We start from the raw sequence: 23,328 nt of genomic DNA on the forward strand, positions 1-23,328 counted from the left end.
CTGAATTGTTCTGATACCAATCAAAACAATGCTAAACCGCCATTTAAGTTATACACATTTTCAAAACCTAACTGCGACAAATTGTTTGCGGCTTGTTTTGAACGGTTACCACTACGACACACCAAAATGTAGTTATGTGCTTTATTAAGCTGCCCTTGGACTATAGCATTAGCCATACGGCTTAATGGAATGTTGATCACTTTGCTATCTGCAACTGTGAATAACTCAGCTAAATTATTCGCACCATGTTCATAAGGTTCGCGCGTATCGATTAGGTAAGTTGTCTTATCGTCTAACATTGCTTTAGCGTCGGTTGCTGCTAGCTGTTTCATCGGCGCACTTTCAAGTGTTTCAACATAGCCACATAAAGAGTGACTCTCTGCATGCTTTTGTTCATCCGCTTGTTGCTTTAACTCAACAAACTGAACATCTGATACTTGCTCATTTAATAGTTTTGCTAATAATGGCGTCGTTGCTTTTTGTGCGTGCCAATCCATTGCAAAGCATTGTTGATAATCATGACCTGAACAAATCACTGTTGAATCTGTGATTGCCATTGCAAGCTGTTTTAGTGATTGTGCCATTTTTGCTGCATCGCCACCGCTAATTGCCGTGTTACCTAAGCCACCTGGTAAGATTAAATCACCACAGAAACAATAGCTGACCTCACCACTTTGCGTATCTTTCAATAAATAGCTAACACTGTCTTCACTGTGACCCGGTGTCGCTATTTTGCTTAAGCGTACACCGCTTAATTCGATAGTTGCTGACCCTTTCGGCCAACCAAGTTCATCTATCTCATTGGTAACATAACGCTCTGCTAGCTCTTTGGTTAGTAAACAACGAGCTGATAAACGCTCTTGGTGATTATGCGTATCAATAATCGCTTGAACAGTTAAGCCTTGTGTCACGACAATTTTTGCCATGCGCGGGATAAGCTCAATGATAGGATCAATCACCACTGCGTTTTTATCGCAATCAACATACAACCAACAACATGCCGCCTGATGACGAAGTTGTGTTAAGCCAATCGCACAGACTTCTTGCTGAGGCGATGTGCTATCAGAGACAACTAGGCAGTTAGCTTCTAGAATCGGTTTTAAAGAGCGGATTTTTTCACAGGCAAAGTCAATTTCTTGTTGGCTTGCAGCTGGGCCAAACGACATACGAATCGCATTTTCACTTTGCCAATTACTAGCGCCCATTGCATCAAGAACAAAGCTACGATTAGCACCAGAGCTACATGCAGAGCCACCGCTTACTCGGATGCCCGCAGCATCAAATAAGTCCATCACTTCTTTACTGGTTAGTTCATTAACTGCAAAGTTTAATGTAGTGGGCACTGAATGCTCAAAACTATGGTTAAAAGTAATGCTACCAAACGTATCTAAGAGAGCTGCATGTAACTGCTTACGATAATCATGCAACTGCTCAAGAGGCTTAAATGTCTGGTTTTGTTTATCAAGTAATAGTGAGAACAGTTTATTTAAACCAGCAATACCTGGTAGGTTCTCGGTGCCTGAGCGCATTCCGCTTTCTTGGCCGCCACCCGCTATAAATGGTGTGTACGCACTGCCTTTACGAATATACAGCACACCGATACCTTTCGGTGCATACAATTTATGACCAGAGAATGGCGCATAATCTATCGTTGTTTCGCTAAGTGCTAAATTGGTTTTTCCTAATGCTTGAACACAATCTACCATCCAGGCTACATTATTGTTCTCACTGCGAATTACTCGCTCAATGGCGGTTAAATCTTGGAACACACCGGTCTCGTTATTTACTGCCATAGTACAGATCATCAATGCATTAGCAGCATGTTCACGAATAAACTCAAGATCTAAAATACCGTTTTTATCAACTGGAATAGCTAAAACGCGTGCATTGATATCAAGCACATTATTCCAATGCTTTAAGGTATTTGGCACCGCTTTATGTTCTGTAGCCCCATAAAGTAATACAGGGTTCTCGATTTGGTGATTTTTAGCAGCAATAAGCGTTGAAACAACCGCCGTTTGAATACCTTCGGTCGCACCTGAGGTAAATAAAATATCGCCATCGGTAGCACCTATCACTTCGCGTGCTTTGGTGCGTGTTTGTTCTAATAGGTGTTTAGCTTGAATACCTGTAATGTGAGAGCTCGATGGATTACCAAAGCAAACTTGCATCGTGTGCGAAACAACATCGGCAATGTCAGAAAGTACAGGAGTCGTTGCATTCGCATCTAAATAAATTTGTTGATTAGCATCGTCAGAAAGGAAAAAACTTGCCATGTAAAACGCACCATATTACTAAAAGATATATCTTATAACCTATTTTACAGTTTTCACGGCTAAATTATAATAATCAATTAGTCAGTAAAGTGCGTTTTCTATACTTTTTAAGACTAAGCTAGCGCTCAATCAACTCTTCTTTTTTAGATGACCATGCATTTATAAGTGCTTTTACTAATGAAGCTAGCGGGATTGCGAAGAACACCCCCCAAAATCCCCATAAACCACCAAAAAACAACACTGCAACAATTATAAACACCGGGTTTAAGTCAACAGCTTCAGAGAACAGTAAAGGCACTAACACATTGCCATCAAGTGCTTGAATCACACCATAGATGATTAGAATGGTCCAAAACTGCGTTTCTAAACCAAATTGGAACAACGCCACCGCAGCCACAGGAATAGTCACCAGTGCCGCCCCTACAAAGGGAATTAATACAGATAGACCAACCAAAACACCTAACAAGGCCGCGTAACGTAGATCTAAAACGGCAAAGGCGATAAAAGAAGCTGTACCAACAATTAAAATTTCAAATACCTTGCCGCGAATATAATTCATTATTTGCTGATTCATTTCTTGCCAAACTTGAATGATTAAGCGGCGCTGCTTAGGTAATAAACGTTCAGCACTTTGTGTAAGTTCTAACTTATCTTTAAGCATAAAGAACACAAGTAGCGGTACTAAAATCAAATAAATCAACCAAGCTGCCACATCTTTTATAGACGTTAATGACACTGATAGTACTAACTGACCAAACTCAATAGCTTTGGTTTCAACACTGGTAACAATTGATTTAACCTGATCTTCAGTGATCAAACTTGGGTAATCCTCAGGAAGATGTAAAAGCAGCGCTTTACCTTTTTCAATCATATAAGGGGTTTCTTGCACGAGGTTACTGGTTTGCTGCCAAAGCACAGGGCCCATGCCGACGATAATGGTGATCATTAAGCCACTAAACACTAACATGACAATAATTGTGGCAGTGAAGCGTTTTAAACCTAGCCTTTCTAAATGCGCTACAGGCCAATCAAGTAAATAAGCAATTACCAGCGCGACTAAAACAGGTACCAGTAAGGAGCCAAAAAAATAGAAAAATGCAAAGGTTGCAATTAACAGCAACAATAAGGTTACTGAATGGGGATCAGAAAATTTATTTTCGTACCAAGCTTTTACATATTCAAACACAAACGGGCTCCACGGTTAACACACCTAATTCTAGGTCAATTTCAAAATGGTAATGATGTTTTTCTAAAAAGCGCTGCATATCATCACTAGAGTGTGCAGCATTAAATGTAAAAGTGACGGGTTGATTAACAGATTGTGCCTTATTTAACCCTAATTTAAACTGAATAAATTGTTGTGGGCACTTATAGTCCCTCAAATCAACCATTAACATAGCGAATCAACTGCGTTATTAATATGAATAATAAGTATAAGATGTCAGCATCTTGGAAAAATAATCCTTTATAGTGAGAAGAACTCATTTTTTTCTTAAAACACGCAAAACAATAGTTTATCCTTAATCAATAACTGGTAGTAAAGGAAACACGATGCCTGGCTCGCATAATAAAGCGCAATTGCCTGCGAATCCAACTCTTAAAGAGATTAATTGGTATAAAAAACAAATAAACTGGGGGGAGTTGCCGCCATTTTACCATTTGGTAGCATCGTCAGTGAGTGAATCTGAGGGTATTTTAGATCATGGCTTTGACAATGCGGTAAAAAGATTAATAGATCCCAGAAATTGGAACCTTGAGCTACTAGGAGGCTACGAAACCGACATGGGTGAAATTGTCTGTGAGCAAAAGCCACGCATCGCATTGCACCAGAGCTTTACCGATCGAGGTTTCGAATTATGGGCCTACCCCTTTGCTAAAGATGTCACTGTTGACCAATACATCAAAGACAATCGATTTATGGAGTTTAGAGTCTGGGATCCGCATTCAATGAGGAACCTTATACGCTTTAATCAACTACACAAATTTATAGCTTTTTATTTTGAACGTGGCGATAAAGCTGATAAAGCCTTAATCTTACACGCACACAAAGTCGTACATAAAATCATAACTTTTTTACAACGGGAGTTGAACGTTGTTAAGCTAGACGGAGTCACAATAAAAGATTTCTATCAATTGTGTGAAAAAGATAGCCGAGCATGCAGCGACGAAATAGACATAGCAAAAGTCATGTTAGGTGAGCAAATCAACAAGGAATAAGATGCGACTAAAATCAGCCTTTATAACACTATGCAGTGCTTTACTAACATTTTCGATACTGCATAGTGAGCCGTTGAAGGCGCAAACTAATTTTAAGCTGCCCGATTTAGGGACCTCGGCTTTACAAGCCTTGCCTATTGAAAAAGAGCAAGCAATAGGCGAAGTAATGATGATGCAAATTCGTGGCTCATCACCCGTCGTCAATGATCCTGTGCTTGATGAATACCTAACGACATTAGGTCGTCGATTAGTTGCTAACGCAAACGATGTGCGTTTTCCCTTTTCATTTTTTTGGATAAACAACCCAGAGATAAATGCTTTTGCATTTTACGGAGGTCATGTGGGTGTTCACACAGGCCTCATCGCTCAAGCAGACAACGAAAGTCAGTTTGCCTCAGTGCTCGGCCATGAAATTGCCCACGTCACACAGCGCCATTTAGCGCGTCGTATTCAGCAGCAGCAAGATAACAGCGCACTTACTATTGCAGGCATGATTGCGGGGATATTAGCAACCGTTGTTGCTCCAGATGCTGGGATAGCGATTATTTCAGCAAACCAGACTCAAGCCGCATTTAGTCAACTTACTCATAGCCGTGCAGCTGAACAAGAAGCTGACCGCATCGGCATGCAAACTCTCAACAATGCAGGGTTTGATCCGCGCCAATCAAGCGAGTTTTTAACCAAGCTCGCTGCGCAAATTCGCTATAAATATAAGCCACCTGCATTTTTGCTTACCCACCCACTACCCGAAAGCCGGGTATCAGATGTGCGGTTACGTGCAGAGCAATACCCAAAGAGACATTACTCAGACAGTCTCGACTTCAACTTAGCCAAAAGCAGAGTTATAGCAAGGTATCACCAAAAACCTAAAGCGGCAGAAGATCTTTTCCGTAAGCTGATGCGTGATAATAGCGTACATAACGACACCGCCTTAAAATATGGATTGGGTATTAGTTTATTGGATCAAAAAAAGCTAGATGAAGCAGCCAGCATTCTTAATCCTCTGCTTGAGCAAGATCCAAAGAATTTATTTTACATCGATACCCACACCGACTTATTAATTGCCCAAGGTAAAGCCGATGAAGCGGTTGAGTTTTTAGCTAAGTTAGATATCGACAGACCTAACAATCAGGTTATCGCCCTTAACTACGCTAATGCCGCCATTGAAGCAAAACAATTTGATGTTGCTGAGCGTATTTTAAAGTCTTACTTACTCGCAAAGCCTGATCACAACCTTGCTAAAGAGCTCATTGCTGATGTGTACAAAAAACAAGAAAACATGGCCTCCTACCATGAAGCCCATGCAGATGTACTGGCCCAATATGGCGCTTATTTAAAAGCGGCCGATGAAATTCAAAAAGCGCTCAATTTTGTTGAACCCGAAGAGTTAGTAAAACAGCAGCGCTTAAAAGCCCTACTCACGCAATACCGACAGTTACAAAAAGAGCTTGCGAGACTTTAAGTCTTGCACTGCTTGCCCTAAAATAAGCCAAATTATTAAAATCAGAGACCACGCTATGTCTGTAACTATTTACCACAACCCTCGTTGTTCTAAATCACGTGAAACCCTTGCCCTATTAGAAAGCAATAATGTGCAGCCACGTGTTGTTGAATACCTAAAAACACCACTTAATGAACAACAAATTGCAACGCTTGTGACACAGCTAGGCTTTACCTCAGCGCGTGAGTTAATGCGCACAAAGGAAGATATCTACAAAGAGCTTGAACTGAAAAACGAGCAAGACGAGAACAAGTTAATTGCTGCGATGGTGGCCAATCCAAAACTAATCGAGCGCCCTATTGTTGAGAACAATGGCAAAGCTGCTCTAGGTCGTCCACCAGAAAACGTATTAAGCGTACTTTAATGGCTATAAACATTGTTGTGCTATACCACTCAAGCCATGGCTCTTTGGAAGCTATGGCACATGAGATAGCCGAGTCAATTGAGCAGCAAGGTGCTACTGCCCTACTACGCACATTTGTGCAGCGTCAGCCGCACGATATTGTGATCAGCAAAGATGATCTAATTAATTGCGATGGTTTGGCATTTGGCACCCCGACACGATTTGGCATGATGGCCTCACAAGCAAAGAGCTTCTGGGAAACCACCAGCGACTTATGGTTAAAAGGTCAATTAATCGACAAACCAGCTTGTGTGTTTTCGTCATCCAGTAGTATGCATGGTGGTAATGAAGCCACTTTATTAAATCTATCGCTGCCATTATTACACCACGGCATGATGTTGCTCGGTGTGCCTTATGAGGTGCCTGAATTACTCGCAACTGAAACTGGTGGAACGCCTTACGGGGCCAGTCATGTTGCAGGTAGCAACAACAGCAATGTATTAAGTAAAGACGAAATTAAAATATGCCAAAGTGTTGGAAAACGTTTGGCGCAAATTGCGAGTAAATTACAATGAGCGTGGACACTGAATTAAAACAGCCCGTAGCCAAAAAGCCTATCACTAAACGATTTCAACGTTTTGCGTTAATAGGTTATGTTGGCTTATTAGTTTTGATGCCGATTTGGTTGTTTTTAATTGCCCCAAGAGAAGGACATAGCAATGCCTTTATCTTTCTAGTTTATATACTTCCCCTGCTGCTCCCACTTAAAGGCATTATTCAAGATAAACCTTATACCTATGCATGGGCCAACTTTATCGTAATGTTCTATTTTATCCATGGTTTTACATTACTGTGGGTGGCACAAGAACAGCTGATTTGGGTGTTACTTGAGTTAACCTTTGCCAGTCTGATGTTTATTGGCTGTACCTATTATGCACGCCACCGTGGACAAGAGCTTGGTCTTAAGATACGTAAATTAAAAGAAGAGCTAGCTGAAGAAAAAGCCGCTCACGAGCACGATAAATAATACCGATTCTTTTATCTAAAGATGAAACAAAAAACGGCAACCAAGGTTGCCGTTTTTTTATGTCATATTTGCTAATCGTTAACTAATCACACTAACTCAGCTAAGGTAGCTAAAGCGACGATACTTGCCAGACCAACTTGCCCGATTAAGCTAAGTAACGAGAACATTCTTAATAAGAAAAGTCCCCATGGATGGCGTATATGCGGGTAAAGTGCGCATCGCTTCAAACTGGTAGCAAAGAAAAAGCACAGAATAGAAACCAGCGTAAAGCTAAGTGTTAACTCACTTTTAATGGCAATACTGTCATCAAAGAAGAAAAACAATTGCACAGGAAATAGTAAGGTAACTATGGCGTGCAATAGGTGCACTTTTTTAACGCGGTCAAACTGCCCTTCAGGCGAAAGCTCTTTAATCCCGAAGTCATGTTCAAGAACCTTGACTAAATTATCAGCTTTAATACTCACAGCTAACCGATAACAACTTAAGCCATCTTTATTGCGTACTCTGAAGTCAAAACCATTTTTGAGTAACAAAACGAGTAAAGGCGCATTTTCAGCGAACACTGCGTAATGAAGAGCTGTGTTGCCTTTATTGTCTTGAATGGTTTTATCTTGGTGCTCAAGCAGGGTTTCAACAACATTGACATACCCTTTCTCTGTTGCCCACATAAAAGCTGTTTTACCATTCTCATCAGCTAGGGTGCCAGTAGCCCCTTGTTCAATAAAGCGCTTAGCCATGGTTTGTTTGGCACTTTCATGGCTTAAGTGAGCAAGCAATGCTTGTTCTAAAAGAGACACCGAATCAACATCCGGAGAGATCAACTTAAGTAACGTGAAATAATCCTCACCGTGGGCAACTTTTTCAGCGGCTAACGCAGTTAACTGCTCTAAATCAGCCACAGAGTCAGGGATAAATCCGCTAAAACGTTCTCTAAAGTCTACTTCGGTCCAAAGAGTCAGCACATCTTCTGCAGACATCTTAGCCCCTTGCTCCAAGACATGCTCAATCACCGTAAAGTATCGGCGATTAAATAACTGTTGAATCAATGTAATGGGCGTTTTTACCGCTGATTGGGCAAATGCACTTGCGTATTTTTCTAAACGCTGGCACAACATCAGCACTAAGCTCTCAGGAGTATATTCATTTTCTAAAAAGTGCTGTTTCATCGCATTGATATAGTTCAATGCAGCTTCGTCAAACTCAGAAATATGTTGAAAATAGCACTCTTCGAATGGATCTAGTGGAGTTAACCAAGAAAGATAATAAATAGGCGGAAGGACTGTCGCACAGACACCATCATCTTCATTGGTTGAACGACATGCAGGCCAAGCTTCTAAAGCGTCTAAAATATAAGCCCCGTTTTGCTCAGCTAATCCTTTGATCAGTAACGGGTACTCCTTTGGCCAAATTAGTACATTTTCCATTAAAACAACACAACTCCGCTCACGCATTATTAGGTGACTTATTAAGCTCTACGTTATAGCAAAAACTAACTGACACTGAGCTTAATAATGAAACAAAACAACGAGTATCTAATTCGATACTTCAAGATGAAAAAACTAGCTTGATTCTACCACAGAGGGCAATTGGTGCTAGCGCAAAGTAGGTGATTTTTAAAGAAAATAGAAAAGCAGTGGTACATTGGTAATACTCACTGCTTGGTTGGAGACTGCTACTTACTTGCTAACTCTTGAGTCACTTTATCAATGCCCACTTGGCTGATACGTTGAAGTACTTCTTTTTGCTTAGCACTTAATAAAGAAATACCTTCAGCAACAATATCGTATACCTTCCATTGCTTGTCTTTACCTTGGCGAAGTTTAAAGTGTAAATCAATAGTCGGCGCATTATCATCAATGATCTGAGTTTTTACCGTTGCATATCCGTCATCTATCAACTGTGATGGATCGAACACTACTTTTTGCCCAGTGTATTTCATCAATGCACCCGCATAAGTTACTGTTAAGTAATGCTCTACAGCTGCGATAAAATCGATTGCTTGCTCACGGCGTAACCCTTTTATGTGTTTACCCAACAACTTATATGATACGAACTTGGTATCCATATGGGGCAGCAAACGTTTTTCAACAATACTAGCCATTGCCTCAGTGCTAGCGTCACCTTTGGAGTTTACATTAGCAATATCAACAAATAAGTCTGCTGTGACTGACTCTAACAATTGCTTTGGCGAACGGTCTTCGCTAGCAAACACGCTTGTAGTAAGTAACGTTGCAATTAGCAAAAGTGAGTTAACTAATTTGGTCATCATCGTATTCGCTTGTGATTGAAAATTTCCGCCAATATACCGATATTGAAACCACAAAAAAAGAAACAATACGTCAACGTTTTAATGCCAAATTGGCATCAATCGGTTTTTACCAAGTTTTTCAATGGATTGCTTAAAAAAGCGAGAATGTGCACAAGTTCTGTGTGTTTACGCACATTGAAAAAGCAATGTCACCACCCCTATCTACTTGCTCAAAGTCATAGTAAGAATTACCGATATGAAATTAAAACACCCACTAAAAGCACTTGCACTAAGCACAGCATTACTAATAGCACCATCGATTGATGCCGCCCAAAATCATGGCTATGCCATTGATTACATTCAAGGTGAAGGTGATGTGAAAGGGTTAAAACTTGCCTATCAATACCATTTACCAAACGAAAAACTGCCTTTTGAACATGCTCGGGTATACTTCGAATCAAGCTTTAATGTTTGGCAGTATGGCAAAGACAACAGACATCAAACGAATATCGTGTTAGCTGTTTCTCCAGTGGTCCAATACCCGGCGTTTAATGTGAAAAACATACCTGTTCATGTGGAGTTTGGTATTGGGGTTTCACTGTTGGATGACACCCATTTTGCAGGCAAAAATGTTAGTACTCACTACCAGTTTGAGGACAGGTTAGGATTAGTAGCAGACCTAGGAAACAACACAAGCTTAGCACTCAGGTATTTACACTATTCCAACGCCGGATTTAAAAGCCCTAACCCTGGACTTGATTTTATTTCACTGTCTTATGCCAAACGATTTTAAGTGCTACTATTGTGCTGCATATATTTACAGGATTTCAAGATGGAAACATGGCAAATTATAGGCATTTTTGTTGCAGTATTTGGTGTAGTAATTGGTAACCTTATGTTGCTAAAACATGCTGCGAAAATGGACTTCAATGTACCTAAAGATGACACTGGTAAAGATAAAAAAAGCCCTGATGAATAATCAGGGCTTTTTTAAAAAGGCTTAGCTTATTTATACTAGCCAATGCGCCATTAAGACAATAACCGGTAATGTCACTAAGGTTCTCAAAATAAAGATGAAGAATAGCTCAATAATATTTACCGGAATTTTACTTCCTAAAAGCAAAGCACCGACTTCAGACATATAAATCAATTGGGTTACACTCATTGCTGCAATAATAAAACGTGTAACGTCACTTTCGATACTGCCTGCAGCAAGAATTGATGGAATAAACATATCTGCAAAACCAACCATAATAGTTTGTGCTGCAGCTTCGGCTTCAGGTACTTGAAGAAGCTCTAAAAATGGTACAAATGGTTTACCCATATACTCAAATATCGGCGTGTATTCAGCAATGATCAGAGCAAATGTGCCCACCGCCATAACCACAGGTAATACTGCGAATACCATATCAAATGCGTTGTGCAGACCTTCTTTAACTGTACCAACAAAGCCCGGTGCAGTGCGCGCTTTAGCAAATGCGACATCTAACGAATGCGAAATTAAGGTTTTACCTTCAGGTACCAACTCAGCATCTTTATCGGGCTCGCTACCATCAAAATATAAATCTTTCTTAAAACGTAATGGTGGTAAACGAGGCACAATTAGTGCTGCCACTAAACCGGCTAAACACACAGTTAAATAAAACGGTGCAAATAAGTGCTCAAGCTTTACTTGACCAATAACAACTAAACAAAAGGTAATTGATACAGCTGAGAAAGTGGTACCAATAATGGCAGCTTCGCGTTGTGTATAGTGTTTATCTTCATACTGACGAGCGGTCATCAAAATACCCACACTACCGTCACCTAACCAAGATGCCACACAGTTGACTGCACTTCGACCTGGCACACCAAAAAGTGGGCGCATAACTTTAGTTAATAAGGTACCCACTAGCTCAAGTAGACCGAAGTTTAATAATAACGGTAATAATAATCCCGCTAAAACAAACACAGAAAACAACACGGGCAATAAGTCGTTTAACACCAATGCACCGGTATTACTGGAAATAATCATTTCTGGCCCTTGTTTTGTATAGGTCAGAATAATAAATACCATACCCAGTAATCGAACACTCAGCCAAAGCCAACTAACATCAAATAAATGTCTAATTATAAAGTACTTAAGTAATGGCTGTGGTTTAAACAACTTTATCACTAAAGATAAAATACCGGTGATACAAACAATACTGGTAATCAAACCCAGTGCAAAAGGTGCAATCCATTGTTGCACTGCTTTTGCCATAACAGCAATTGGGATGGTCATTGCTTCACCTATGGGTACCGGCGTCATGAATAAGAAGACACCTATAAGTGAAGGAACGAAAAAGGTGAACAAGGTTCGCATGTCGATGCGATTTGTTGCGTTTAAGTTAGACATATTTTCAACCTGTAGAAACCACAAAAAGAGCGGCTAGGCTCTTTTTGTGGTGGTTTAATTTTTTTAATTATTAAATATTAATTCCACGCTGACGCAGCGCGTTTTCTAATGCTTGTTGTAGGTCATTCATTGTACCAGGCTCTAGCGTAGCACCTTGCGAATCCATCCAAGTTAAACTTGTACCACCATCATTAGTGCGGCTAACGAGAATTTGGTACTGGCCATCTTCAATTGGTAACTCAGCAACTTCTTCGCCCCAAATTGAATCCCAAACACTTGACTCTGGCTTTTTATAATCAGCAGTGATCAAACCACGCTCTTGGTCAATCTCAACAATTGTGAAAGATAAACGCTCTAAGAAACCAGAAAAACGATCGAATACCATGCTGTATTCTTGCTCAGTTACAAGCGCAGCGTTGCCTTTGTTATCAAAGCCCATTTCAAGAGAAATAATGCCTTGTTGCTTACGCATTTCCACTTCTAACTGACGGTAGCGGTAATCAAACTCAGCAATAATCTGGTTAAGAGCACGCACTTCTAGTTGTTGCTGTAAAAGTGGCGTCAATTGTTGTGAACCGCTTTTATAATCAACAAGTTTTGAGGTTAAAGAAGCTGTACGTTGATGCGACTTCTCTTCAATTGTAAATAAAAAGCGTTGTTGAGATACTTCTTTTTCACTTTCCCAAAACCAACCATCTTCAGGTTTAATAATTGTATACCAGCCTGTTTCGATGCTATTTGTTGCTTTGTCAGCTTTTTCTACAGAAGTATTTTTCTCTGCTAATACCGCTTTTATAGAGTCCCAAATGAATGTATCTAGATCTTCAATACCATCATTTTTATCAAAATAAACCCGAGCTAATTTATCACCTTCTTCCACCCAAGTTCCTTGCGCGATGGTAATAACCTGTGCTGGCGGACGATAATTTTTTGCTTCAGGGTTGTTGTCGTATTGTGCAACATCCATTTTGTAAGTCGGATCTTGAGTCGGTTGCGCAAGGCCTGCTGGCGCTTTGACCGGTTCATTTGCACGATAATTACGCTTATGGTGTGCTTCATCAGTGAACACACTGCATCCTGTTAAACTTACCATTACGCTTACAGCAAGCGCCTTTGAGATCCAATACTGCACAGATATTTCTCCTTAGCAAACCCTTAATTTTTTAACAAATATATGAGTGGGTAATGCCGATTTGGTTCACTGTAAAATCATTTATAACTTTACATTTATTGTTTTTATGCAAATAACCCGAGCAATTTGGGTTAACGCGTCATGTATATGTTTACTTATCGCCTTGCAAAATTTTAACTATGGTACTTTCTGATGCCCCTAAAAACAAGAAAGAGCACACTTTATTAACGGCTTAATTAATCGCAGCTACCGTTAACGATGTTAATTATGGTAAACTTCGCCGCCGTGCAGTATTAAACTCACGTGAAATCAAGGCTTATTGGCTTATACCCATTGGTATTATTTAATTACTAGGTACTTAAAATTCCATGACTGCTTTTTCAAATCATCAGATAGTGCTCACAGCGATTGGCGAAGACAGGCCCGGTATCGTTAGCGAATTAACTCAGCTAGTGAGTGATTGTCATTGCAATATTATTGACAGTCGCATTGCTATCTTGGGTAATGAATTTACTTTTATTATGTTATTAGCAGGCGATATGTCTGCAATTAGCCGAATCGAGCATACCTTGCCTACAAAAGGAATGGAACTTGGTTTATTAACCATGATGAAACGCACAGCAAGTCATATTGCATGTGAATTTTGTGCCGGTTACACCCTTGAATATACGGGTATCGACACTCCGGGTACATTAAGCAAAGTTACTCGTTTTTTTGCTGACAACAACATCAGCATTTGTTCACTTAAGTCAGACACTTATGAAGAAGACAATGAACTAAAAATGCGCTGTGAACTGGAGTTTAATATTCCTGTCGACGTTGATATTGATAATTTTAAAGTGAGCTTTGAAGATCTTTCTCGTAGTTTGAACGTAGATTATATCTTTAGACGCATTCGTTAAGGAGCACAGTATGAAGAAAATTAATCCTCTACAAGCAGGTGACACAGCCCCTGCTTTTAGTCTACAAAATCAAAACGATGAAACAATCGTGTTAGCCGATTTATTAAAAGACCAGCAAGTACTGGTTTATTTTTATCCGAAAGCATCAACACCAGGTTGTACTGTACAAGCAGAGAACTTACGTGACGAAAAAGCTGAGCTTGCTAAATTTAACACCCGTATCGTTGGTATAAGTCCAGACCCAATCAAGCGTTTAAAAAACTTTGAAACCAAAAAAGAGCTGAACTTTGATTTATTAGCTGATGAAGATCATGCCATTGCAGATGCTTTTGGTATTTGGGGCTATAAGAAGTTTATGGGTAAAGAATACGAAGGAATTCATCGTATTAGCTTCCTTGTAGGTCAAGACGGTAAAATCAAACACGTGTTTGATAAGTTCAAAACCAAAGACCATCATCAGGTTGTTTTAGATTATCTCGCGCAAAACTAATTTTTAAACAAAAAGCGTTACCTTTGGTAACGCTTTTTGCTAAAAATACTATCTGCACGTACAAAAAACCCAGCAATCGAGCTGGGTTTGTAATTTTAAAGCAGCAAAACAGATTATTAATCCATGATGTCTTCAGGCATATCGCCACGAATTTGCTGCCAAATCTCACCTGTTTGATGACCATATTTACGCATCATCGAAATTGCACCATCATGTTCACGTCGCTCAGCAAGTTCTGTTAGGTCTTTATAGAACTGACGTGCTAATTCGCGTGTACGTGAGTCAGAGAAGTAGTGACAGCCAATTTTAGAGTAAAAACCTTTAAAGCCATTTAGTATCAACACGTAAATACGGTTATTACCAGCCACAGCAAGCTCATGGTGTACTTTGTAATCATAATCAGCAAATGCCTGAGCGCTGTCTTCTAGCTCTTCGCTCTGCGAAAGAATTTCAATTACACGCTCAGGTGCTAATTTAATAGCTGCACGCGTGTAAATAGCACTGATATTGGTTCGTGCCGAAAGAAGTTGATCGGTAAGCTCTGGCATTTTATCTTCATCAAGACGTGCGAGTGTCTCTAAGATATTAAGACCAGACGTCTCCCAGAAATTATTAACACGTGTTGGTTTACCGTGTTGGATCGTTAGCCAGCCATCACGCGCTAAACGCTGAAGTACTTCACGTAAGGTTGTACGTGTTACACCAATCAGCTCTGACAATTCACGTTCTGCCGGAAGAATCGATCCCGGCGGAAAGTCACCATTCCAAATAGATTCAACAATGTATTCTTCAGCAAAACCTGCTGGGCTTTTCGCTTTAAAAATTCTCATTCATTTTCCACTTGAGTTAGCAACTTTTATTATCGCAATGTGCGAACAACCCACTGATTGTACCAGATGATCCGCAACTAACAAGTAAACTAAGTCCGGTGTGCATAAAAATCTATTATTTATAGCTAAATAAAAGCCCTTTCGGCCCAATAAGACACCAAAAGAATAATACTTTAAGTATAGTAAATATACCTAGTTAACAATTCAAATAAGCTCTAAGCTTAGTTAACTTGAAATAACAACAAGCACAAATAATAAGGTACAGCGATGCAGCAGCGGATTTTACCAGCGATCTTTAAAAATTTTTTGGGGACCTCGCCTCAATGGTATAAATACACCATTGTCGCCTTTTTACTAATAAACCCTATATTATTTCAACTTAACCCCTACCTTGCGGGTTGGGTTTTAGTGTTAGAGTTTATTTTTACTCTTGCTATGGCTTTAAAGTGTTACCCTCTTCAGCCTGGTGGCTTACTTGCCATTGAAGCCATGTTCATTGGGATGACGTCGGCTGGGCAACTTGAGCATGAAATAGTACAAAATATTGATGTTATTTTGCTACTTATCTTTATGGTGGCAGGTATTTACTTTATGAAAGACTTGCTTCTGTATATCTTCACAAAGCTTGTTGTTTCAGTGCGAAGTAAAACTGTATTGTCGCTGTCGTTCACGATTGCTGCGGCTTTTTTGTCTGCGTTTTTAGATGCGTTAACTGTTATGGCTGTTGTCATTGCTGTAGCAATGGGTTTTTACAGCATTTATCATAAAGTTGCTTCGGGAAAGGACTCAAGTAGTGAACATGATATTAATGATGATAATCAAGTACGCCCGGTAAATCGTCAAGAGCTTGAAGAATTCCGTGCTTTTCTCCGTAACTTATTAATGCATGCTTCTATAGGCACCGCTTTAGGAGGAGTGTGTACGATGGTAGGCGAACCACAAAACTTAATTATTGCAGAGCGAGCTGGCTGGCTATTCGGCGAGTTTTTCTTTCGCATGTTACCAATCACCCTGCCGGTTATGATTGCGGGTATATCCACAACTATTTTATTGGAAAAAACCAAAGCGTTTGGTTACGGTGCGAAACTGCCCACCCCGATTCACACAATTTTATCTGATCATGCGAAGAAGCTTGAGAAAAAACGCACAACACGCGATAAGGTAAACCTAGCTATTCAAGCTGTTATTGCAGTTTGGCTTATCATTGGCCTTGCTTTACACCTTGCCACAGTTGGTCTAATTGGCTTGTCTGTGATTATTTTTGCCACAGCCAGTGCAGGAATTATAGAAGAGCATCAACTTGGCAAAGCCTTTGAAGAAGCATTGCCTTTTACTGCTTTGTTGTGCGTATTCTTTTCTATTGTTGCCGTCATCATTGACCAACATTTATTTACCCCCGTAATTGCTTGGGTTCTGACCTTTGAAGGCCAATTGCAACTTGTGATGTTTTTTATTGCCAACGGTATTCTGTCGATGGTCAGTGATAATGTGTTTGTGGGTACTGTTTATATAAATGAAGTTGCAGCTGCACTCGAAGCTGGTCAAATTACTCGTGACCAGTTTGATTTATTAGCTGTAGCAATTAATACCGGCACCAACCTTCCAAGTGTTGCCACACCAAATGGACAAGCTGCGTTCTTATTCTTACTTACATCAACGTTAGCCCCTGTGTTGAGGCTATCTTATGGGCGCATGGTTTATATGGCGCTACCTTATACCGTAGTGTTGACAGTTGTCGGTTTAAGCATGACCTTATTCAGCCTTTCTGATATGACTGATTTACTGTATCAATGGGGTTTAATTAATCACCACACAGGTGCTTTACCAGGTTCCTTAGGTGGCCATTAGGGCAATTATTGCCAACAACACATTTGAAACTAAAAAGCCCGCTTGATGCGGGCTTTTGGTTTAATTAAACAAAATTATTAATCTAACACTTTCGCATCGTTTGCTTTATTAAGTAAGCTACGGCTTTGTGTTAAGAAATGTGCAGTTGCATCAGAGAAATATTCTTTTGCGTTAGCAAAGGCATTTATTAATGACTCTTTATCACCAGCTTTTAGCTTCTCAAGAGTGTCTGCAAAGGTGTCTTGATAACTCGCAAGTAACGGCTCTACATCATCAAATTGCGCCAGCATGATATCAGAATACAACTCTGGTGACTGGGCAAATAAACGCCCTACCATCATTAACTCTAACTGATAAATAGGTGAAGAGCAGCTACGTAGCTCTGCTAACGTATGGCTTTGTTTAGCTAAAAATTGTCCGTACACAAACGTTGTTAAGTGGCGCATTACTTGGATGATTTGCATCGCTTCATCATGCTTTTTGGCATCCATTTCAACTACTTGACAACCCCAGATCTGTAATTGTGCCATTAGCCCTTTTGCTACTTCATGATTTCGCCCTTCACACACGACGACCGTTTGTTTTACCCAGTGCGAAATATCTGGACCAAACATTGGGTGTAAACCTACCACAGGGCCGCTGTGAGCCGCCATGAGGGCTTTTAAAGGCTTTTGTTTAACTGAGGTAATATCAACTAATAAACAGTCATCATCGAGTGTTGGTAATGCAGCAACGACTTGCTCAAGTGCATTAATTGGCACACTTACAAGTACAAGTTTTGCACCGGCTAATATCGCTTCGCTGTCGGCTTGTTGCTCTTTATCTAAAATTCGTACATCGTATCCTGAGCGAATGAATTGTTGTGCAAACAATTGACCCATCGCACCTTGCCCACCGACAATCACAATAGGAGATAACTGAGGAGCTGAACAAGCCAAACTCCCTTGTTGATTTTGATATGCTTCACGCATCATACGACGCAGAATATCTTCAACTAACTCAGGGTTAACTCCTTGTGCAATCGCTTCTTGTCTTCGCGCTTCAAGTAAATCAGCTTCGCGATCCGGCGCATGCAAAGGGGCGCCAATTTGCTGCTTAATTGCACCAATTTTAGCCGTTATACTGTTTCTTTTTGCCAACAAGGAAACTAACTGCGCATCGCATTCGTCAATTCCTGTCCTTAATTCATCAAGCTCATTCACTGTTACCACGTTAATACACCTCAAACCCAAAAACGTACAAAAATATATACAAAAAAGTAAAGCTTTCAATACGAATTATAGTAACAGGATAAACAGCAAAGCACAAAGCCCTAACACTTCTACACGGCTTGAATCACAAGGGAATATTTAAATTAGAAAGAGATATTAAGAAGTGCTGACAACTAAATTTGAAAGTCGTAACTAGATATTTTTTGCTATAAAAACCAAAACGGGTTGCAACCTAAGGCTGCAACCCGTTTTATTTTGCGTTGTAAAACAGCGCGTATTAGTTAAGTTTTTCTCTAATACGTGCAGATTTACCAGAACGCTCACGTAGATAGTAAAGTTTCGCACGGCGAACAGCACCGCGACGTTTAACTGAGATACTATCGATAAGAGGGCTGTGCGTTTGGAATACACGCTCAACACCTTCACCGCTCGAAATTTTACGAACTGTGAATGCTGAGTGAAGACCACGATTACGCTTAGCGATTACAACACCTTCAAAGGCCTGTAGACGCTCTTTGTTACCTTCTTTTACACGTACCTGTACAACAACTGTATCACCAGCGCCGAATGCTGGTACGTCTGATTTAAGCTGCTCTTCTTCAAGCGCTTTAATAATATTTTGGTTTACTTTTGCCATTATATTTCTCACTTTCCTAGGTGTAACTGTCTTCTAGCCACAAGCTTGTTGGTACTCTTGCTGGAACTCAGCAAGAAGTGCCGCTTGCTCCTCAGTCAGAGCTAGGTTATGCAACAAGTCAGGACGACGTAGCCAAGTTCTGCCAAGTGATTGTTTTAAACGCCACTTAGCAATTTCTTGGTGGTTACCACTGAGTAATACAGCGGGAACCTGCTTATCATCCAATGTCTCTGGCCGTGTATAATGAGGACAATCAAGCAAGCCATCCGAAAATGAATCTTGCTCAGCTGACTGGTTATGCCCTAACACCCCTGGTACTAATCGTGCTACTGCATCAATTAGCGTCATAGCGGGTAGTTCACCACCACTTAATATAAAATCACCTATTGACCATTCTTCGTCAACATACGACTCTATAATTCGCTCGTCTATACCTTCATAGCGACCGGCAATTAGAATCAACTTATCTGAGTTGGCAAGCTCGCTTGCCCCTTGTTGATCTAATTTGCGCCCTTGCGGGGACATATAAATTACTTTTGCACCATCACCTGCCGCTTTTTTTGCGTCAAGAATGGCTTGTTTCAATGGTTCAACCATCATTAACATGCCTGGACCACCGCCATAAGGGCGATCATCCACGGTCCTATGCTTATCAGTTGCATAGTCACGTGGGTTCCAGCAATTAAAGTCGATTAGACCATTTTTAACTGCACGACCTGTAACCCCTTGGGTAGTAATCGCATCAAACATGTCCGGGAAAAGGCTAATCACCCCTACCCATAGTGAACTTGTTTGTGACATTAAAACCCTGGATCCCAGTCTACGGTAATTTCTCTTGCATCATGTTTAACTTCTTTGATAACAGAGTCTGTTAAAAAAGGAATTAAACGTTCTGCTTGGCCAAATGCATCTTTTTTGTTTGCTTTCACAACCAAAACATCATTTGACCCTGTCTCCATTAGGTCATCAACAGTGCCTAAGTCGTAGCCTTTATCGGTTACAACTGACATGCCGATGAGATCTCGCCAATAGAATTCACCTTGCGGTAATTCTGGAAGCTGCGCTGCATCCACGGAAATTTCTACATTGGTCAAAGCCATTGCTTCGTCTCTGTCGTTTACTTGCGCAACTTTAGCGATAAAGCCTTTGTTGTGGCGACGCCAGTCGACCACTTCTAAGGTCTGCCATTTACCTTGTTGCCCTATCAACCATGGGCTGAAATCGAAGATCCCTTCGGGATCATCAGTAAATGAATGCACCTTAAGCCAGCCCTTTATACCATACGGGGCACCGAGCTTTCCTACTGTAATATACGAGGTGTTCTCTTGACTCATGGTTACTCTTACGCCTATTAAGCCGCTTTACGAGCGTCTTTAACTAATTTAGCTACGCGATCTGAAAGAGATGCACCTTGACCTACCCAGTGTTCAACACGAGATAAATCTAAACGTACTTTTTCTTCCTGACCAGAAGCGATTGGGTTAAAGAAACCTACTTTCTCGATGAAGCGACCGTCACGCGAGAAACGGCTATCCGCAACCACAATTTGATAGAAAGGGCGTTTTTTAGCGCCACCACGTTGCAAACGAATAGTTACCATACCGTCCTCTACATTAGATTGACTGTTTTCATTAATAAGATTTACTCCCCAGTACGGGAAGCTGGGGAATTGTACGAGTTTTTTGCAACATTGCAAGTAAGAACTGCTGCAAAATGTAAGTTTAGTTGATTAAACACTGATCTGGGCTTTAAATCTTACACTCAGCTAACAACTACGCATAATTTATCTACAAAAAAAGGAGCTATATGCCCCTTTTTTGTACACGCTTTATAATAAGCTCAATTAAAATTTAGGACCGCCACCCATCATACCCGGTGGTAACATACCTTTCATACCGCGCATCATTTTCTTCATGCCGCCCTTGCCTTTCATCTTCTTCATCATTTTTTGCATTTGCGTAAATTGCTTAAGCAGTTTATTGATCTCTTGTACTTGGGTACCAGAACCAGCAGCAATACGTTTTTTACGAGAGCCTTTAATGATTTCAGGACGTGCACGTTCTTTTGGTGTCATTGAGTTAATGATCGCTTCCATTTGCACGAAAGTTTTATCGCCCATTTGACCTTTTACAGCATCTGGAAGGTTTTGCATGCCCGGCAGCTTATCAAGCATCGACATCATGCCGCCCATATTCTTCATCTGACGAAGTTGCTCTGCAAAGTCATCTAATGTGAAACCGTCACCTTTAAATACTTTCTCGGCAACTTTAGCAGCTTTCTCTTTATCTACTTTCATCTCGACTTCTTCGATTAATGAAAGTACATCACCCATACCTAGGATACGAGAAGCAATACGGTCAGGGTGGAATGGCTCAAGTGCATCTGTACGCTCACCCACACCCATAAACTTAATTGGTTTACCGGTAATATGACGAATCGATAAGGCAGCACCACCACGAGCATCACCATCGGTCTTGGTTAAGATCACACCACTTAAAGGCAGTGCTTCATCAAATGCTTTTGCAGTATTTGCCGCATCTTGACCTGTCATCGCATCAACAACGAATAAGGTTTCGATTGGATTAATGGCACTATGAAGTGCTTTGATCTCGTCCATCATGTCGTTATCGACGTGTAAACGACCCGCGGTATCGACTAATACCACATCAATGAATTTCTTCTTCGCGTGCGAAATAGCACTGTTGGCAATATCTACAGGCTTTTGTGAAATGTCGCTTGGGAAGAACTCAACACCCACTTCATCAGCCAGTGTTTCAAGCTGTTTGATTGCTGCCGGACGATAAACGTCGGCACTCACAACTAATACAGATTTCTTTTTACGCTCTTTTAAGAATTTAGCTAGTTTACCAACACTGGTTGTTTTACCCGCACCTTGCAAGCCTGCCATCATCACTACTGCTGGCGGCTGTGCATTAAGGCTAAGCTCTTCGTTGGCTTCGCCCATGGCTTTTTCAAGTTCTTCACGAACAATCTTAATAAAGACTTGGCCTGGGCTTAAGCTTTTCGTTACTTCAACACCAACGGCACGTTCTTTAACTTGCTTAACAAACTCACGAACAACAGGTAAGGCAACGTCCGCTTCCAAAAATGCCATGCGGACTTCGCGTAATGTATCTTTAATATTGTCTTCAGTTAGGCGTCCGCGGCCACTGATATTTTTTAAGGTTTTACCTAAGCGTTCTTGGAGATTCTCAAACATGTAAAGTTTCCGATAAAACGAGTTTCACCTAAATTGCTTGTAAAACGTACAGTTTATTCGGCAATAAAGGCAATATTAAAATTTAATTCCTAGCAGTATACCGTAAATGATGGCCGACAATACAGTATTCAAGTGCGCTGTTTGAGTTTCTTTTTACAAACTCTATGCTTTTGCCTTGCTATAAAATACAATGGCATCAATGAGACAAGGATTTATCGAATAAATTAAGTGGCCATAATACGATGATTATTAGTTTAACAATTATTGCTAGTTTGTTTTATGTGTTAGCGACATCGCATGTGCTTTCACGCCTTTTTCACAAACAAGGTCCAAGCCAGAAACTCACCGTGATTTTGAGCACCGTTGCTATTCTTGCTCATATGCTACTGTTGGTGAACTCTGTTTTTCGCGCTGATGGCCAAGACCTAAGCATTGTAAACGTTGCCTTATTGACCTGCTGGGTCATTGTGGTGTCGGTAACGGCCGTGTCACTTAAATTTCCTGCGACCCTTTTATTACCTGTAGTCTACGGATTTGCAGCCATACTAACGCTCGCCAGCTTATTTATTCCACATCACGTTATTTTACAATCAATAAATGTTGAGCTCGGCTTGGTGACACATATTTCTTTATCTTTATTAGCTTACTGTGTACTAATCATCGCCACTTTATATGCTGTGCAGTTTTATTTTATCGACAAGCGTTTAAAACGCAAAGACTTGGCGATTGTACATAGCCATCTTCCCCCATTAATGGTGGTTGAGCGTCAGCTGTACCAATTACTGACGTTAGGTACTATCTTACTTACCTTTGCACTGCTTTCTGGGTTTATCTTCTTAGAGGGGATGTTTGCAAGTGAGTTTATCCATAAAACAGTGTTATCGTTAGTAGCCTGGTTGATTTTTACTGTGGTCACTGTTGGACATTTGCGTAAAGGCTGGCGTGGTAAGCCTGTTGTGTTTTCGATCATGATAGCCGCATTTGTCTTGTCACTTGCTTATTTTGGCAGCCGTTTCATTCAAGAAGTGATTCTAAATAAGTTTTAACTTGACTCAGCAAGCTGTCTCTA

The 23,328-nt window shown here is 40.5% G+C and carries 24 protein-coding genes; 11 read left to right on the forward strand and 13 right to left on the reverse strand.

The features are described from left to right. Nucleotides 1–20 precede the first annotated feature (20 nt). A complete protein-coding gene (locus AAEU31_RS08305) occupies nt 21–2,276 on the reverse strand; it encodes an aminotransferase class V-fold PLP-dependent enzyme (protein WP_421966960.1) in 2,256 nt (751 codons plus the stop codon). Nucleotides 2,277–2,394: 118 nt separating this feature from the next. Then, on the reverse strand, nt 2,395–3,462 hold the full coding sequence (locus tag AAEU31_RS08310) for an AI-2E family transporter (RefSeq protein WP_135925495.1): 1,068 nt from the start codon (nt 3,460–3,462) through the stop codon (nt 2,395–2,397). 365 nt (nt 3,463–3,827) lie between these two features. On the opposite strand from AAEU31_RS08310, the gene AAEU31_RS08315 reads away from it, so the two are divergent. From AAEU31_RS08315 to AAEU31_RS08335, 5 genes are read left to right on the forward strand one after another with little or no spacing between them, the layout of a single operon-like run. Continuing rightward, entirely contained in the window at nt 3,828–4,493 is a 666-nt protein-coding gene (locus AAEU31_RS08315; RefSeq protein WP_135925500.1) for a hypothetical protein, read from the forward strand. Nucleotide 4,494: 1 nt separating this feature from the next. Continuing rightward, nucleotides 4,495–5,955, forward strand: coding sequence for a beta-barrel assembly-enhancing protease (gene bepA / locus AAEU31_RS08320; protein ID WP_135925502.1), 1,461 nt, complete (start codon nt 4,495–4,497; stop codon nt 5,953–5,955). 55 nt (nt 5,956–6,010) lie between these two features. Then, the gene (gene arsC / locus AAEU31_RS08325) at nt 6,011–6,358 is read left to right on the forward strand and encodes an arsenate reductase (glutaredoxin) (RefSeq protein WP_421966961.1); all 348 of its coding nucleotides are present in this window, start codon (nt 6,011–6,013) and stop codon (nt 6,356–6,358) included. Beyond that, complete coding sequence (gene wrbA, locus AAEU31_RS08330; RefSeq protein ID WP_135925508.1) at nt 6,358–6,912, forward strand: NAD(P)H:quinone oxidoreductase; 555 nt, start codon at nt 6,358–6,360, stop codon at nt 6,910–6,912. Before arsC ends, wrbA begins: the two co-directional genes overlap by 1 nt. Then, nucleotides 6,909–7,364, forward strand: a complete 456-nt coding sequence (locus tag AAEU31_RS08335; RefSeq protein WP_421966962.1) for a DUF2069 domain-containing protein — start codon at nt 6,909–6,911, stop codon at nt 7,362–7,364. The genes wrbA and AAEU31_RS08335 overlap by 4 nt, the downstream gene beginning before the upstream one ends. 86 nt (nt 7,365–7,450) lie before the next feature. On the opposite strand, the gene AAEU31_RS08340 is transcribed toward AAEU31_RS08335, so the two are convergent. Both AAEU31_RS08340 and AAEU31_RS08345 read right to left on the reverse strand, forming a co-directional pair. Then, nucleotides 7,451–8,788: an ankyrin repeat domain-containing protein gene (locus AAEU31_RS08340; protein WP_135925513.1), complete on the reverse strand. Its 1,338-nt coding sequence runs from the start codon at nt 8,786–8,788 to the stop codon at nt 7,451–7,453. Between the two features lie 248 nt (nt 8,789–9,036). Then, the gene (locus tag AAEU31_RS08345) at nt 9,037–9,630 is read right to left on the reverse strand and encodes an MlaC/ttg2D family ABC transporter substrate-binding protein (protein WP_135926296.1); all 594 of its coding nucleotides are present in this window, start codon (nt 9,628–9,630) and stop codon (nt 9,037–9,039) included. 238 nt (nt 9,631–9,868) lie between these two features. Between AAEU31_RS08345 and AAEU31_RS08350 the strand changes: the two genes are divergently transcribed. Next, complete coding sequence (locus AAEU31_RS08350) at nt 9,869–10,405, forward strand: acyloxyacyl hydrolase (protein WP_421966963.1); 537 nt, start codon at nt 9,869–9,871, stop codon at nt 10,403–10,405. Between the two features lie 39 nt (nt 10,406–10,444). Beyond that, nucleotides 10,445–10,591: a DUF2897 family protein gene (locus AAEU31_RS08355; RefSeq protein WP_421966964.1), complete on the forward strand. Its 147-nt coding sequence runs from the start codon at nt 10,445–10,447 to the stop codon at nt 10,589–10,591. Nucleotides 10,592–10,621: 30 nt separating this feature from the next. Here AAEU31_RS08355 and AAEU31_RS08360 read toward each other — a convergent pair whose 3' ends face one another. Beyond that, nucleotides 10,622–11,989, reverse strand: coding sequence for a YjiH family protein (locus AAEU31_RS08360; RefSeq protein WP_421966965.1), 1,368 nt, complete (start codon nt 11,987–11,989; stop codon nt 10,622–10,624). Between the two features lie 70 nt (nt 11,990–12,059). After that, nucleotides 12,060–13,121, reverse strand: a complete 1,062-nt coding sequence (bamC, locus tag AAEU31_RS08365; protein ID WP_135925523.1) for an NlpB/DapX family lipoprotein — start codon at nt 13,119–13,121, stop codon at nt 12,060–12,062. 368 nt (nt 13,122–13,489) lie between these two features. Between bamC and AAEU31_RS08370 the strand changes: the two genes are divergently transcribed. Both AAEU31_RS08370 and bcp read left to right on the forward strand, forming a co-directional pair. Beyond that, a complete protein-coding gene (locus tag AAEU31_RS08370) occupies nt 13,490–14,023 on the forward strand; it encodes a glycine cleavage system transcriptional repressor (RefSeq protein WP_135925526.1) in 534 nt (177 codons plus the stop codon). A 10-nt stretch (nt 14,024–14,033) separates the two neighbouring features. Then, the gene (bcp, locus tag AAEU31_RS08375; RefSeq protein WP_421966966.1) at nt 14,034–14,513 is read left to right on the forward strand and encodes a thioredoxin-dependent thiol peroxidase; all 480 of its coding nucleotides are present in this window, start codon (nt 14,034–14,036) and stop codon (nt 14,511–14,513) included. A 116-nt stretch (nt 14,514–14,629) separates the two neighbouring features. Here bcp and fadR read toward each other — a convergent pair whose 3' ends face one another. Further along, complete coding sequence (gene fadR / locus AAEU31_RS08380; RefSeq protein ID WP_054561887.1) at nt 14,630–15,343, reverse strand: fatty acid metabolism transcriptional regulator FadR; 714 nt, start codon at nt 15,341–15,343, stop codon at nt 14,630–14,632. A gap of 267 nt (nt 15,344–15,610) precedes the next feature. Between fadR and nhaB the strand changes: the two genes are divergently transcribed. Continuing rightward, complete coding sequence (nhaB, locus tag AAEU31_RS08385; RefSeq protein ID WP_421966967.1) at nt 15,611–17,191, forward strand: sodium/proton antiporter NhaB; 1,581 nt, start codon at nt 15,611–15,613, stop codon at nt 17,189–17,191. Between the two features lie 77 nt (nt 17,192–17,268). Here nhaB and tyrA read toward each other — a convergent pair whose 3' ends face one another. The 6 genes from tyrA to ffh form a co-directional block, all read right to left on the reverse strand. Further along, a complete protein-coding gene (tyrA, locus tag AAEU31_RS08390) occupies nt 17,269–18,402 on the reverse strand; it encodes a bifunctional chorismate mutase/prephenate dehydrogenase (RefSeq protein ID WP_138556842.1) in 1,134 nt (377 codons plus the stop codon). Between the two features lie 277 nt (nt 18,403–18,679). Further along, nucleotides 18,680–19,039 (reverse strand): 50S ribosomal protein L19, encoded by a 360-nt coding sequence (gene rplS, locus AAEU31_RS08395; RefSeq protein WP_130051062.1) that lies wholly within the window; start codon nt 19,037–19,039, stop codon nt 18,680–18,682. A gap of 33 nt (nt 19,040–19,072) precedes the next feature. Then, nucleotides 19,073–19,840 carry a tRNA (guanosine(37)-N1)-methyltransferase TrmD gene (gene trmD, locus AAEU31_RS08400; RefSeq protein WP_135925535.1) on the reverse strand — a complete coding sequence of 256 codons (768 nt, stop codon included), beginning with the start codon at nt 19,838–19,840 and terminating at the stop codon, nt 19,073–19,075. Continuing rightward, the gene (gene rimM, locus AAEU31_RS08405; protein ID WP_135925538.1) at nt 19,840–20,373 is read right to left on the reverse strand and encodes a ribosome maturation factor RimM; all 534 of its coding nucleotides are present in this window, start codon (nt 20,371–20,373) and stop codon (nt 19,840–19,842) included. Before rimM ends, trmD begins: the two co-directional genes overlap by 1 nt. A gap of 17 nt (nt 20,374–20,390) precedes the next feature. Continuing rightward, a complete protein-coding gene (rpsP, locus tag AAEU31_RS08410) occupies nt 20,391–20,639 on the reverse strand; it encodes a 30S ribosomal protein S16 (RefSeq protein WP_036967110.1) in 249 nt (82 codons plus the stop codon). A 243-nt stretch (nt 20,640–20,882) separates the two neighbouring features. Then, nucleotides 20,883–22,259 carry a signal recognition particle protein gene (ffh, locus tag AAEU31_RS08415; protein ID WP_135925540.1) on the reverse strand — a complete coding sequence of 459 codons (1,377 nt, stop codon included), beginning with the start codon at nt 22,257–22,259 and terminating at the stop codon, nt 20,883–20,885. Between the two features lie 242 nt (nt 22,260–22,501). Between ffh and AAEU31_RS08420 the strand changes: the two genes are divergently transcribed. Next, nucleotides 22,502–23,305, forward strand: coding sequence for a cytochrome C assembly family protein (locus AAEU31_RS08420; protein ID WP_135925543.1), 804 nt, complete (start codon nt 22,502–22,504; stop codon nt 23,303–23,305). Nucleotides 23,306–23,328: the final 23 nt, after the last annotated feature.

The sequence above is a fragment of the Pseudoalteromonas thalassia genome (assembly GCF_049257215.1).
GTDB classification, from domain to species: domain Bacteria; phylum Pseudomonadota; class Gammaproteobacteria; order Enterobacterales; family Alteromonadaceae; genus Pseudoalteromonas; species Pseudoalteromonas lipolytica_C.

Excerpts from the sequence above, each read along its gene's own strand:
- AAEU31_RS08335 (WP_421966962.1), top strand. The coding sequence starts at position 6,909 with ATGAGCGTGGACACTGAATTAAAACAGCCCGTAGCCAAAAAGCCTATC.
- AAEU31_RS08370 (WP_135925526.1), top strand. The coding sequence starts at position 13,490 with ATGACTGCTTTTTCAAATCATCAGATAGTGCTCACAGCGATTGGCGAA.
- nhaB (WP_421966967.1), top strand. The coding sequence starts at position 15,611 with ATGCAGCAGCGGATTTTACCAGCGATCTTTAAAAATTTTTTGGGGACC.
- bepA (WP_135925502.1), top strand. The coding sequence starts at position 4,495 with ATGCGACTAAAATCAGCCTTTATAACACTATGCAGTGCTTTACTAACA.
- AAEU31_RS08315 (WP_135925500.1), top strand. The coding sequence starts at position 3,828 with ATGCCTGGCTCGCATAATAAAGCGCAATTGCCTGCGAATCCAACTCTT.
- AAEU31_RS08340 (WP_135925513.1), bottom strand. The coding sequence starts at position 8,788 with ATGGAAAATGTACTAATTTGGCCAAAGGAGTACCCGTTACTGATCAAA.
- AAEU31_RS08305 (WP_421966960.1), bottom strand. The coding sequence starts at position 2,276 with ATGGCAAGTTTTTTCCTTTCTGACGATGCTAATCAACAAATTTATTTA.
- rplS (WP_130051062.1), bottom strand. The coding sequence starts at position 19,039 with ATGGCAAAAGTAAACCAAAATATTATTAAAGCGCTTGAAGAAGAGCAG.
- AAEU31_RS08355 (WP_421966964.1), top strand. The coding sequence starts at position 10,445 with ATGGAAACATGGCAAATTATAGGCATTTTTGTTGCAGTATTTGGTGTA.
- trmD (WP_135925535.1), bottom strand. The coding sequence starts at position 19,840 with ATGTCACAAACAAGTTCACTATGGGTAGGGGTGATTAGCCTTTTCCCG.
- AAEU31_RS08420 (WP_135925543.1), top strand. The coding sequence starts at position 22,502 with ATGATTATTAGTTTAACAATTATTGCTAGTTTGTTTTATGTGTTAGCG.
- arsC (WP_421966961.1), top strand. The coding sequence starts at position 6,011 with ATGTCTGTAACTATTTACCACAACCCTCGTTGTTCTAAATCACGTGAA.
- rpsP (WP_036967110.1), bottom strand. The coding sequence starts at position 20,639 with ATGGTAACTATTCGTTTGCAACGTGGTGGCGCTAAAAAACGCCCTTTC.
- bcp (WP_421966966.1), top strand. The coding sequence starts at position 14,034 with ATGAAGAAAATTAATCCTCTACAAGCAGGTGACACAGCCCCTGCTTTT.
- AAEU31_RS08360 (WP_421966965.1), bottom strand. The coding sequence starts at position 11,989 with ATGTCTAACTTAAACGCAACAAATCGCATCGACATGCGAACCTTGTTC.
- rimM (WP_135925538.1), bottom strand. The coding sequence starts at position 20,373 with ATGAGTCAAGAGAACACCTCGTATATTACAGTAGGAAAGCTCGGTGCC.
- ffh (WP_135925540.1), bottom strand. The coding sequence starts at position 22,259 with ATGTTTGAGAATCTCCAAGAACGCTTAGGTAAAACCTTAAAAAATATC.
- fadR (WP_054561887.1), bottom strand. The coding sequence starts at position 15,343 with ATGAGAATTTTTAAAGCGAAAAGCCCAGCAGGTTTTGCTGAAGAATAC.
- AAEU31_RS08345 (WP_135926296.1), bottom strand. The coding sequence starts at position 9,630 with ATGACCAAATTAGTTAACTCACTTTTGCTAATTGCAACGTTACTTACT.
- wrbA (WP_135925508.1), top strand. The coding sequence starts at position 6,358 with ATGGCTATAAACATTGTTGTGCTATACCACTCAAGCCATGGCTCTTTG.
- AAEU31_RS08350 (WP_421966963.1), top strand. The coding sequence starts at position 9,869 with ATGAAATTAAAACACCCACTAAAAGCACTTGCACTAAGCACAGCATTA.